Here is a 13,442-nt window from a genome sequence, read left to right on the forward strand (position 1 = left end):
GAAAACGAAAGAGAGAAACCTATAATATTAGTAAATTATTTTAATACTATTTTTATTTAATGCTCCTACTTTTTTAAGTATATATTCATAATATTCCTGATATTGTAAACCTTTTAGCATCTCAACTAAATCTGATTTTTGATTCACTAAACAATACGAACTATATCCCAGTGCAGAATAATTTATTAAATCCATTCTTATATCCTTTTCGTTAATTTCGGCTTGATTAAAATTTATGAAATAGTTTATAATAGAATCTAATATTTGTTTAAAACTATTAATTTCCATAATTTCATTTAGGATTTTGCTGCATTCATCAAAATTTTCCACTTGAATAAAATCCTTATATTTAATTGAATCCATTTCACTAATCGTAATCATAAAATATAATTGATCCTCTCGAATGAAAAATTTCTCATATGTAATATAATCACTAAGCTTCAATTCTCTGCTCAAGTAGTTACATACCTGCATTAAAAATATTTCGCCTAAAATGATTTCATAAAGGGATTTGTAAAAATTATTCTTAATAATAATTTTTACATCATTATTTTCCAATTTATGAAGAAATCTTGGAATCTTGATGTTTTCAAATTTATACTCATTTATAGCGTTCTTTTCTACTATAATATTCTTAGATAAATGTAATCTCCTTAGCTCAAATTCATTTAAGACAAAAATTTCGTTTTTCCTGTTATAAACGTATTTGTAAGAATTGAAATGATTATAATTCATATTTAAATACTCAACAACACCACTATGTTCCATTTGCCTAATGTGTTCTGCATTTCCAATCGGTAATAAGATTTCATTATTGTTGTCAGCCAATACGGATAACAGTTCAATAAGCTTATTAGTTTTATCTTGATTAAAATCTATTTCATCCAAAATTTCTTTCTTTGACGCAATAAAAGCTTCTTTGTTATATCCATTTTTCTTTTTTATATGATTTATTATTTGGTCAAATTCTTGGAATGAAATTTTTACCTCCTTTTCCGTAGAAACATACCAATAATAACAAGTATAATAAAAACTTGTAAATCCATGGATTTTGATTCCTTCAAATAAACTATTATAATATGAGTTATTAATTAAGTAGTGTTCTATCAAATGTGCTACGCCATTTTTCTCTAACGGATCATCATTGCTTCCTTTGCGAACAATATATTGACATACAAATGGCATACAATTGTTTTCTTCTCCTGCAAACATAATCTTCTCGTTTTTCATATCTACTTATCCTTTACCAATTCATATATGTTTTATTGTCTACAGTTTCTTCATGCGTTTCATATCCGAAAATACTACTGCTAAAATTAATAATAAAATAGACAACACTGCAGATACAAGAGCAGTCCAGCTTAAACCGGTAAAACTATTTCCCATGATTCTATATATATCATTTTCCGTATAATAATGTAAAAAATCTGTCATCCTTAATGGCATAAAATTAGCAAAAAGATGATTGACAGGATAGAGTGGTATCTGATCAAATAGTAATAATAATATCCAGAAGAATATAATTATCACTGCTCCTGTCATTACTCCTTCTGTCAATATAGTCAAAAGCAAAGTAAGTGCAATTAAGAAAATCATTGCCAATAATCCAATAAGAACATTAATACCGATTTGCTGTATATAAGTAATGTTATAGACCGAAAAAAACGTGGCTGCATTGCTCTGGATAGGCTGGCTGCCTCCCTCCCATCCAAAAGGTGTCATCATAACAATCGTATATAGCATAACACCAAACAAATATAATACGATTCCTACCATAAATGCGGTAATTAGCCTTGCACGGTCTAATTTCTTTTTCCCGTATCGGGTAGACCGGTATAGGTCTTTCATTTTGGTTTGCGGTTCACTGCCAAAAAGAGGAAGTAAAATAAGTGCAATCAGAACAAGCAAGAGAGGCATAAACTTTCTCATATTCTCATTCAATACCTTCCAGCCTTCCGCATAATCCATTGGGATTGGCGAAGAAAGCTGTCCGGCTTGTTCCATCATCTTCTCTTTCTCTGATTTCGTATAGTTTATTCTAGAACTATCATCCAGCATTTCCTGAATATTGGACAGACGTTTTGAATAGAAACTTTTTATTTCCTTATCTGATAAATCCTGTACCTTTTTTCCATCATAATTCATTGCCACTAAGTCTTCCAAGTTTGTTTCATCCACATAAGATGAAGATTCTTCTTTATTTTTCAGTGATAATAAATAGTCTTCTTTCAAGAATTTTACCTTGGTATTTTCTTTCCCATGCGTTAAATTCTCTTTCCAGGTTTGCACTACACCCGTATTATTCAAAACATCATAATTTTTTACCGCGTAATAACTGTTATTCACAGAAAACAAAAGTAACACCACAAAAAATAAGATAAGAAACTTTTTATTTAAAATCCTTTTTCTTTCTATCTTTATAATCTCCTTCAATCTTATCACCTGCCTAGTTTAAATAATACTTTTTATCAGACTTTCTCATAAAGCAAAGGAAAATACTAATATAGAAAATCGCCAGGACTAACACTACAATAAAATATGGAATCGCAGTCTTTCCAAGAAACAAATACTCTTCAATTAATTCCGAAGTTTTAAACTGCAGTGGATTTAATAACTTAATCTGACTATAAGTTCCCTGTCCCTTCAAAAGCAGCCATACAGCTACAATAGCACCTACTGTTGTAAATTTGGCATTCTTGGTTTTCATGGATAGAAGCATTACAAAATTTGCCATAACAAGTGCTCCAAATAAACCTCCGATAAACTGAATCAGTATCCCTGTACCAATATTTATATTGTAAAGACACCCAAAATAGAACGTCTGTGCAGACCCATTCCAGCCATGTAAGCTTGCCATGATACCATGCTCCGCGAGAAGCGTTCCAATAAAGATAAAATACACCACTACCGTAAAAAGATTTCCCGCTATCCATCTTGCCCGGATGTTCTTTTTCCTGCCCAGCCTAGAAGAAAGGCTTAATTCATTTATGCCGCTTTTACTGTCTTTGGAATACAAAGCAGCAAGCGCAAAGGCTAAGACGACAAAGATAAGCGGATATTCCATTTCGTAATAACACGTAAGATTTGCCAGTCCCTGAAAATACTCTACACGAACAGGGGTTTTTACATTCTCTATTTTTTTCTCAAGAACATTAATCTGTTCCTCTGTATATGGAGCCAGTCCATTCCACTCATTAGATAATACAAAGTACTCTTTGAGCGTTTCCCTATATTTTTGATAAAAACTTTCCTCAGAATTTAAAAACTTATAATCCAATCCAATTTTGTCATTTCCATTGGACATATCAACACCATAATAAGCAAAATTTATGAAATAATTAGGTACCATATATTTTGTCATTCCCCCAGTCCCTAAATATCCCGGATGCTCCTCTAAGTATTTTTTATCGAAACTAGCGTTATATTTTTTTTTTAATTTTTGAATATAGTTATTATCCAATATCCCTTCCGTTTCTTTCGACGCTTCTTTCAATGCACGATAAGATTTTAATCCGCTGACGATGTTTCCGTTCTTATCAATCGTATTCCACTGAAGATTCAAATAAATAAGCGCATATAACGTAGAAATAATACACATGGCTACAATAGCCGCAATCGTGACTTTATTCCATATTTTTCGATACTCAAATTTTATCAATTCTTTCATTTCTGTCCTCCAAACTTAAGTGAATCAATTACTTGGATTATTCCTTGTAACTATCCCCATGATGAATCACCTTCCAGGGATCTTCTTTCGAATCTCTTACCAGAATCATATATTGCCAAGTTCCATTATCACAATACTCGCAGACAAAAATATTGTCATTTTCATATCCCTTTGCAACTCCTTTATCCTTATCCTTATAAATTTGAAAAATTCTTGGATCAATGCAGTTATTTAGAGCTTCTTCTTCTATGCCAAGCTTATCTGTCAGATACTCGCTGGCAGCTTCAAACGCTTTTCTCTCTTCTCTCGTATCAAACCTTGGCTGAGCGCTAGTATCAATTCCATACTCTTCCTCATCTGGAGCACCAGCAGTAATTATACCATTCTTCTCTGTCGTCATTTTTTCTCTTTTTTTACGATAAGCTGCCAATGACTTTTCTAATTCTTTATCATCTTTTGGTTGCGTTTCCTTTTTTACTTTGGTATCATTGTCACCAGACTGTTCCTTCTCTTCTTTTATTGACTGGGAGTTTTCTGTTTCCCTTTTATTTTCTAAGGAATTTCCTACGGAAGCATCCTTATTATTGTTCTCTTTTTGTGTAGCACAGCCACTTATCATAAATAATAACAAACATATAATCCCTAACATAAAACTCTTTTTTATACTCATAATTTAATAATCCTCCTTTTGATCCATTCCGCCGGTAACGATATAATAATCTTCTAAAGTAGGTTCTACCGATAGATTTTCAATATCAGGGTATTGTTCTCCCACAAAACGCACTTGTACCTTTCCGGCTGTTTGTTTTAAACGGATAACAGAACGTTCTTTTCTTAATCGTTTTAGCGCATCCTGATCCACTGTCGTTTCCCAAACATTTCCCCTAACATGTTCTGTTAATTGAGGAATCTCTCCCATTTCTAAGATTTCTCCATTTTTAATTACAATCAACTCATTCGCAATCGCTTCAATATCGGAAACAATATGCGTGGACAATAGAACAATTTTCTCTTTTGACATATCACTGATAATATTCGAAAAACGGATTCGTTCTTTCGGATCTAATCCTGCTGTAGGTTCATCCAATATCAGTATTTTCGGTTCATTCATAATTGCCTGCGCAATACCAATTCTTCGCTTCATACCTCCTGAAAAAGTCTTCACTTTCTTCTTTGCAACGTCGGCTAAATTGACAAACTCTAACACCTCAGGTATTATCACTTTTAATTTATCTTTTGGAATTCCCTTCAAAGCTCCCATATATTCTAAAAAGTCTTTTGCAGTAAATCCCGGATAAACATTATAATCCTGCGGCATATATCCAATTAAATTTCGATACTCTTCATCCAATGTTAAAATATCCGTTCCATCATATTGTATTTTGCCTTTTGTTGCAAAGTCCACAGTGGAAAGAATCCTCATTAAGGTACTCTTTCCAGCTCCATTTTCACCAAGAAGACCATAGGTTCCTTTTTTCAATTCAAAGCTAATATCTTTTAAAGCTTCTTTTTTCTTATATGATTTATACAAATTCTTGACTTTCAATTCCATTTTTTCACCTCATATATTGTTTATTTACTTACCTCTCTTTTACTACTATTTGCCACCATAACATAATATACGTTGGTCATTCAACGATAAATAACATGTTTTCATAACCCCATCATATGAGCCTTGCGTTATTCCATTTGCCGTATCACCAGCATAAACAATATTTGTAGCTACTATGTTCTGCTCCGAATATTCCTTATCTTTATTATCGATTACACTTTTACTACTTTTTTTATTTTCGTTCAACAAATCGAGAACTAATTCATATTTGTTTAATTTTTCACCTAGCCCAACTGTTACCGGGCTTAGAGAAGCCGCACTGCTATTTATTTTCATGGAGGTAAATTGAATCCCCATAACCATGATGCCAATCACCAATAAGCTGCTGCTAACAAGCCCTAGTCTTTTCTTTTTCATATTCATGACAGATAATATTCTGTTCTTTGCTTTATTTGTTCTGCTATAAAAATTTGTTGTATATACAGATTGCTTTATATTGGATTGCTTCTTAATTGATGCTATAATCATGGCACTATATTTTTGTCTTATAGGAAAACCTGCTCCTTTCACTACTTCTTCATCGCAAGAAATTTCACATTGCATTGATATTTCCTTCGCCATAAAATACATAAGCGGATGAAACCAATAAAGAGCAGTTACAAAAACCACAAGACTTTTATACCATAAATCTTTTCTCTTATAATGAATGAGTTCATGCTTTATCATTAATGAAATCTCATCTAAGGAATTATTGATATCTGGCAATAAAATAACCGGCTTCATGAAACCGATCAACATCGGACTATCAATGCAGGTACAAACCATTAGTTTTGGGAGCTTCGATATTTTTAACTCTTCCTGTAACTGATGCAGAATAGCTTCTATCTGTGGCTCATTAATTCTTTCCCCCCATCTTTTTACAAGGGCTGCAAATTTCCAATGTCTGTATACATGATAAACTAAAAATGTCAGAAAACCTAATAACCACAATACAGCTAACACGTAATGCCAAGAAATAACTGATGCTTGGCTCATTACTTTTGTTGTAATTACTTCATTCGACATCCTTACCGGAATTGCCTGTTTAATATTAAAGATTTGGGCAATCTTGCTGTTCTCATGCAAAGAAATAGTAAGTTCGGGGCGAAACGGAATGATTAAGCCAATTATGATAATCAACCATGAATAATAACGCCATTTTGCCCTATAGTCTTTCGAAAACAAACGATTGATTCCCATATAAACTAAAATAAGCAAAGACATCGTAATAGAGTTTTTGATAAATAAGTTAATAATATCATACATATCAATCACTCCTTTTTTTCAATCAGTTTCATTAATTCTTGTAATTCATCTTCATTTAATTTTTCACCATCATATAAAGTACTGACCAAACTTAAAAAGGAATTTTCATGGTAGAATTTCAGAAAATGATTAGTTTCAAATTTCAAATAATCTTCTCTATCTATCAGTGGAAAAAAGGTGCGTTCTTTCCCATTTTTTTCAGTTTTTAAAAAACCCTTTTTCACCAATCGATTCATCAGTGTTAATACCGTAGGCACTTTCCATCCTTTTTCATTCCCTATTGCTTGCATTATAATATTCGTTGTGATTGGCGGTTCATTTTCCCATACAACTCTCATAAGCTCAAATTCTGTATCTGGTAATTTTTTCATCATATTTATTTCGCCTCCTTTTAGACAAATGACTTTTTAGTATTATACATTTGTCTAAAATAAAAGTCAATACATAATATGTATTTTTTATTTATTTTATATCATCTCTTTCTGTGCATGATAAAGTTCATTATAAATTTTGCTGCTTTCCAAAAGCTCATCGTGTTGCCCAAATGCATCCAGAACTCCATCTTTCAGAACAATGATTTCATCTGCTTTTTTGATATTTAAAAATCTATGTGTTATTACGAATCCAATTTTTCCTTTCTTGGCCATCATAATGTCATTTAAAATCCTGCTTTCTGTTTTAGCATCCAATGCTGCAGATGGCTCATCAAACATAACCATATTTCCATTTTTCATATTTGCTCTTGCAATCGCAATTCTCTGCCATTGACCTACTGAAAGGTCTGAACTGTCTTTCCAACCTCGAACCAATTTCTCGTCATATTTATTCGGTAAACGATTAATAAAAGATTCCGAGCAAGCTTTCTCCGCCGCAATTTTAATCTTTTCTTCATGATTCATTTCTTCTATATGCCCCATCGCTATATTTTCTCTTACCGTTAACGGATATTTAACAAAGTCTTGAAAAACCGCACTTACTTGTTTTAAATACGCATCCATATCATAATTCTTAATATCCTTTCCATTCACTAAAATACTTCCTTTTTGTGGTCTATATAATCCCATTATAATTTTGACTAAACTTGTCTTTCCACCGCCATTATATCCAACAATTGCATATGTTTTCCCTGCCGTAAATTTGAAACTGAAATCCTTTATTACAAAGCTACTATTCTCAGTATATTGAAACCATATGTTCACTAATTCTATTGTCTTTATATGAAACTTTGTGATTAATTCTTTATCATTGGAAGCTTTCAACTTCATAATTTCCTCTTTATATTTCATTAATTCTGAAAAACTGGTTAAATATAAACAATCTTCATACATGGACATCATTAAAAAGATTATATTACTAATTGAATTTTGTAGATTCGTCGCAGAATCAATATTCATATTGATTGTACCAATCGTGGTTTTTGAAAGGATACCAGAAATAATAATCATACCTTTTAGTATGTACGTAAAAAAAACCTCTACTATTTCTGATACCGTACCTTGGATATTTAATTCTTTCTTAGTTTTTTTATCTTCCTCTATTATTTCATCTAGTATTACATTTATTTTCTTTTTTAAATACGACATGCTATGAAATAGTTTAATTTCTTTAAATACTTCACTTCTGCTGATCATACTTTTTAGTTCATCTCTATACCTGATCTTTTCAATTCTTTTATCATAGATTTCAAATATTTTATTAAAATACTTTTGACTATACCATGCCATTGGTATTACAGATAAAAATATAATAAGATATAACTTTATACTAAAAGATAGCAAAATACTTGACATTCCTATGAATGTTGTAATATTTTGCAATGCTTCTACTGACTTACTTAATAAGCCCATTATTTTTTCGCTTGCTTCCATATTAGCTTTTTCAATTGTATTATGCATCTCAGAATTTTCTAAATCCGCTAATTCCATAAGTTCGATTGCGTTTATGGTTTCATTTGTAATATATTTTTCTACCTTAAGGGAATATATATTTTTAATATATTCATTTACTCGTTCTAAAACATTAGAGCTCATTTTTAGAATAAAATGAAACAAAATATATAAAATAATTAATTTATAATCTATCTCATTTTTTGTTAAAAAAATATATATGGTATCTAATATTTTCTTCCATACAATTAAATTAACAACTTCCGGAATAGAAGAAAGCACACTTAATAAAAACGTAAAGATAAAATACGATTTTGAAGATTTCCACAAAAGAACTATTGCATTTTGAAAACTTTTAATTTTCTCCATTAAGTTTTATACTCCTTTTTTGTGCATTTTATACTTTTAATCTATCTAACTTATCAACATAATATATTTGCATTCGACTTGTAACAAAAACGAGAGAAAAGACTAAACCTTCATAACTATCCGCCCTTTCTCTCGTTTCTTATACCTCTCTATATCTAATCAAGTATAAAGAGGATCAATGCTCTTAGTAAAATTTTAACTTAAGTGGTTACTAATTAATATTTCTTGTCATTTTTTGCCGCACTATAATTAGCATTTCGATTAGCAGTTCCACGACATGTCACATAACAACCATTGATACTAATCCCTAAATTGATAGCATTACCTACTGTTTTACTCTCTGAAACACATCTGCAACCACACTTATGAGCTACTGCTTCCTTACTAAGTTCATCTTTCAAATATGGATTTACTTTTTCAAACATAATATTCACCTCCTTGTATTTTATTTCTATTAAAACTAAATCTATTATGATTTAGATAATAGGCTTACACTGTAATTACGTCATTCAAAATTTTTAATTTTTCCGGACTTTCTTCTAACATCTCATAATATAGTGAAAACTGTCTTTTCAATTGTTCTTTAAATGCTTCACAATGTATATGGGCATTTTCTGCTATTCCATCCGTAGTCATTCTATCTGCATAACAAACCGGACACATTTTAGCAGACCAGCAATTGGCACAATGTTCTATGGAACGTTCGCTATATTCATAAAAATACTTTGTCCAAATTGTTTCCATATCAATGCCATTCAATATATTTCCAATCTTAGGCGATTTATTAATTCTTTCACATACATACATATCTCCTTGCGTATCAATATAAAGACGTCTTGCGCCCGGAACACAACATGCATTCATTGGAATGACAGGAGCCGCCTTTTCTGTCAAAATACGATCATGTACTATCGTTAAGGAATCCATTACTCCCTTATGTTTCAGCATTTCAATCGCATCGCATTTTTTTGCTTCCTCTTCCATCCATTCCCACATAGAAGTATCTTCCGTCGCATATTCCATTAGTTCTTCCGGAATTGTACCGCTCGATGGATATGTAATATCATAAGTTGAATTTTGTGTGATACTGCACAATTTTTGAAAATTCTCATCAATTCTATATAGTTTCTCTTTTTCATATGGAACCATAAATACTGCATTGAAGTTTATACTTACTGATGGGTCATCCACCTTGTCCAACTCTTCCTTAAGAATTCTCAAACCTTCCATCGCATCTTTATAGGTTCCTCCACCATCAACATACACTCTGCTGGTATCATGGATATCCTCTGGTCCGTCTATACTACAGACGATACTTAAATTTGGTATTTGAGCCAGATATGCGGCTATCTCTCTATTCATTAATGTCAAATTTGTGGTAAACCCAAAATTTAACTTTCTATTTGCCAAACGTTCTTTTGCATATTCAATTGCATATTTCATTAACTCAAACTTAATCAAAGGCTCCCCACCATAAAAGGTTACAAAAACTTCTTCCTCTCCATGGTCATATAAATAATCGATTGATTTTTTTATAATTTCTTTTGACATGTTCTTAGAATTAAATTCTCTGAATCCTTTTTCCGAAGAACTATAAATACAATATTTACATCTGAGATTACAGGCTCCTGTCAATTCCAATATTAACTGACGGCAATTTGAACCTATTTCTCTTTTTGCCTTTTTTAAAAACTCATCATTATATAACTGCTCTCCTGTTGTTCCTTTGAACAAATCTTCTTTTTCTATATAAGCAAGAATATCAGAAATATTTAATCCTTTTTGATTCGCAGTTTTTTCTAGTTCCTCAACGTCGCAATCACGATATAGTAATTGACTTAAAAAATCATGTAAATCATGATCGATTCTTAAAGCCTTACCTGTTCCAGTATCAAAAAAATAAATATTATTTGATGTTTCAAAAAACATTCCCATAGAGTCAATTGATTGATTCGGTTTATGTTTTTTATAATCAGAAATTCTTATCATTAAATCATTTAAAGTTAAAAGTTTCCCTTCTTCTAAAGCGCTCATAGAAATCCTCCCTTATCTGCTTCTTATTTCAAATTTAAAAGAACCATAATCTGTTCTCCTCTTTCTAAAACCAGAGTAGCATAACAGATTATGGATCTCAAGAATAAGCCCACGAACGGTCGAACAAGTTCTTAAACGGTCGAATAAATACATATATAGTCGTTATATCGCTATAATTTCAAAAAAACTTTTACATGAAATGTATTATGATAAATTTTAGTTTCAAATCTCCCTCCATTCTTTTGTATCGTTTCATTAACATTAATCAGACCAAATCCATGATTTAAAGAATCCTTTTTATTCGTCTGTAATAAATTTTGCTTTTTTAAACTATCAGCAGAAATACTATTTATAATTACTATTTTTAAATACTCTAGACCCGTTTTTACTTCAATCCTTAAAAGTTTTTCTTTACTCTTACATCGTTTTATTTCCTCTACTGCATTCTGAATCAAATTAGAAAAGACTGTACAAAGTTCCACGTTGTTGATACATAATTCTTCATCAAAATATCCAACTATCTCTAATTTTACGTGCCCTTCTAGCGTTGGTAAATAGTAATTCAAAATAGCATCTATTATTTCATTCCCCAGTTGATACACTTTCTTACCTACAGCACTCAAATGATTTTGCATTGATTCTACATAATCTATAGCTAAATCTATCCTGCCTTTATGAGCCAATTCATTCAGACAAATCAAATGATTATTCATATCATGGCGATATTTTCTGGTTTCTTCTTCTTTTTCAAGCATTATTTTATAATGATTCAACTGCATGTTTTTTAATTTACGTTCAGTACATAGTAATTCTTCCATTTTTTTATTCGTATTTTTTATATAAATCATTATTCCCGTTAAAATATAAATACTAAAGAATGAAAAAATACACACAATATTCGCAAATAATATAAACCTTACTTTATGTACATATTCTTTTGCACAATTAAGCCCTATAACAGTAAACAACAAAAAAAATATCATTAAAGCCATTAATACTTCAACACTATTTTTTGCAAATTGTCTCAACTTTGCATTTCTGAATAGTTTCTTTTTCTTTAAACTAACAATCAAAATAATTAAAAATAAACTACCTGAACTCCCAATTAAATAACTTATATCTGATGATAAAACCACTTCGCTGAATTTTTTGCAAACATTTTCTAATAGTGTTCCTAATAACTCATCTAAACAAGTAATTAGTACTATATCCAATAAAATAATTTTTATTTTTTGTTTCCACGATTCTTGAATTGTAACAAATAAAACAACTGCTACAATACTATACATTAAAAAATATATTCCATCTTCTTTTATTTTTTCACCAATCAAAAAAAATAAGAAAAAAATAAACCCGATTATAGCTACATATTTTTTTCTTATTTCGACTGTAAAATAAACACTTGTACTTAACCAATATTTCAAAAGTTCAATGATAAATATTACACTTAATACAATTACCCCCATAATTTCTCCCTATCTATATGTAACATCAAATTCCATATAAGCTTGTTCAAATTTCTTTTTCTTTCGTCTTGCTACTGCCATTTCAACATTATTAATTATGATATATTCTCTATCATACTTTTGAACCCAAAGCATATTTATAATGATTTTTCTATGAATTCGAAAAAACATTCTATTATCCAAAATTTTTTCCAATTGACATAATGCTATGTCTCTCCTAAATATTTTACTTTTTGTCACAAATTCAGAATAACTATCGTATGTTTTGATATATTGAATCTCTTTTTGTTTTATCTTAAAAAGATTTCTATTATTATATAATTCAATTACATCTGTTCCAATTCTAGTAGCTTGTACTGCATTTATAATTTCTTCTAACTCATCAAATTCAAAAGGCTTCGTCATAAATCGAAATGCATTAATTTGGAATGCTTCTTTAAACCGATCAGTTCTACATGTTGCCATTATTATTTTACAATTACTATTCTTTTGTTGAATAATTTTTCCGATTTCAATACCATCAAATTCCGGCATCTCTATATCCAAAAAAATAACATCTAATTCAAAAGAACTTTCAACTAATTCTTTACCTGATTCAAATGTTTTTATCTGCCCTTCAATTTGTCTTTTATTCAAACACTCTATAACCATATTTTTTAAAATATTAATGAATATTTTTTCATCATCGCATATTCCTATTGTCATTTTCCTCATATGTTCTCCCTACTCCTTACTATTATTTTCATTTCTCCCACTCAAAAAAAGAATCAAATTGACTGTTCCTTTATATTATGAATAATCTTCAAATAATTTACATAATGTAATTATTATATCAAGTTTTAAATTGTATTTCTATGAATTAACAAAATAATAAGTAATTAATCAAAATTTCTTAATCAGCTTATACAATTGTCTAAAATAAAAGTCAAAGCTTAATCCCAGCTGCTTTTCACATGTGATATATACATTAATATGAAAGGTTAGTTGATATGTAGATAATATGTAATTGATAAATTTTTAAGAGAACGATTAAAGAAGACATAAAAATTTTAAATAGTTCAGTAGATTTGATTTTAGATAGCGGGTATAGCCTGCCACTGTATCTGCAAATGGCTAGACGGTAGAAAATATGACAATTAGCCTAAAAGGGGCTGTGAAAAAAC

At 30.4% G+C, this 13,442-nt stretch carries 12 protein-coding genes; all 12 read right to left on the reverse strand.

Annotated elements, in window-relative coordinates:
• Window positions 1–27 precede the first annotated feature (27 nt).
• The gene (locus tag DWV06_RS08290) at window positions 28–1,230 is read right to left on the reverse strand and encodes an insulinase family protein (protein ID WP_115481716.1); all 1,203 of its coding nucleotides are present in this window, start codon (window positions 1,228–1,230) and stop codon (window positions 28–30) included.
• Window positions 1,231–1,269: 39 nt separating this feature from the next.
• Window positions 1,270–2,433 (reverse strand): hypothetical protein, encoded by a 1,164-nt coding sequence (locus DWV06_RS08295; RefSeq protein ID WP_115481717.1) that lies wholly within the window; start codon window positions 2,431–2,433, stop codon window positions 1,270–1,272.
• A 13-nt stretch (window positions 2,434–2,446) separates the two neighbouring features.
• Window positions 2,447–3,667 (reverse strand): hypothetical protein, encoded by a 1,221-nt coding sequence (locus DWV06_RS08300; RefSeq protein ID WP_115481718.1) that lies wholly within the window; start codon window positions 3,665–3,667, stop codon window positions 2,447–2,449.
• A gap of 37 nt (window positions 3,668–3,704) precedes the next feature.
• Window positions 3,705–4,337 (reverse strand): hypothetical protein, encoded by a 633-nt coding sequence (locus DWV06_RS08305; protein ID WP_115481719.1) that lies wholly within the window; start codon window positions 4,335–4,337, stop codon window positions 3,705–3,707.
• Window positions 4,338–4,340: 3 nt separating this feature from the next.
• Window positions 4,341–5,219, reverse strand: a complete 879-nt coding sequence (locus tag DWV06_RS08310) for an ABC transporter ATP-binding protein (protein WP_115481720.1) — start codon at window positions 5,217–5,219, stop codon at window positions 4,341–4,343.
• Window positions 5,220–5,264: 45 nt separating this feature from the next.
• A complete protein-coding gene (locus tag DWV06_RS08315) occupies window positions 5,265–6,524 on the reverse strand; it encodes a M56 family metallopeptidase (protein ID WP_115481721.1) in 1,260 nt (419 codons plus the stop codon).
• A 5-nt stretch (window positions 6,525–6,529) separates the two neighbouring features.
• Window positions 6,530–6,898 (reverse strand): BlaI/MecI/CopY family transcriptional regulator, encoded by a 369-nt coding sequence (locus tag DWV06_RS08320; protein WP_331463302.1) that lies wholly within the window; start codon window positions 6,896–6,898, stop codon window positions 6,530–6,532.
• 93 nt (window positions 6,899–6,991) lie between these two features.
• Window positions 6,992–8,779, reverse strand: coding sequence for an ABC transporter ATP-binding protein (locus tag DWV06_RS08325; RefSeq protein WP_115481723.1), 1,788 nt, complete (start codon window positions 8,777–8,779; stop codon window positions 6,992–6,994).
• A 215-nt stretch (window positions 8,780–8,994) separates the two neighbouring features.
• Entirely contained in the window at window positions 8,995–9,204 is a 210-nt protein-coding gene (locus DWV06_RS08330) for a hypothetical protein (protein WP_115481724.1), read from the reverse strand.
• Window positions 9,205–9,268: 64 nt separating this feature from the next.
• The gene (locus DWV06_RS08335; RefSeq protein WP_115481725.1) at window positions 9,269–10,813 is read right to left on the reverse strand and encodes a radical SAM/SPASM domain-containing protein; all 1,545 of its coding nucleotides are present in this window, start codon (window positions 10,811–10,813) and stop codon (window positions 9,269–9,271) included.
• A 170-nt stretch (window positions 10,814–10,983) separates the two neighbouring features.
• Complete coding sequence (locus DWV06_RS08340) at window positions 10,984–12,279, reverse strand: sensor histidine kinase (protein WP_115481726.1); 1,296 nt, start codon at window positions 12,277–12,279, stop codon at window positions 10,984–10,986.
• A 9-nt stretch (window positions 12,280–12,288) separates the two neighbouring features.
• Window positions 12,289–12,993: a LytR/AlgR family response regulator transcription factor gene (locus tag DWV06_RS08345; RefSeq protein ID WP_115481727.1), complete on the reverse strand. Its 705-nt coding sequence runs from the start codon at window positions 12,991–12,993 to the stop codon at window positions 12,289–12,291.
• Window positions 12,994–13,442 lie beyond the last annotated feature (449 nt).

The sequence above is a fragment of the Anaerosacchariphilus polymeriproducens genome, assembly GCF_003363435.1.
Taxonomy (GTDB): Bacteria; Bacillota; Clostridia; order Lachnospirales; family Lachnospiraceae; genus Anaerosacchariphilus; species Anaerosacchariphilus polymeriproducens.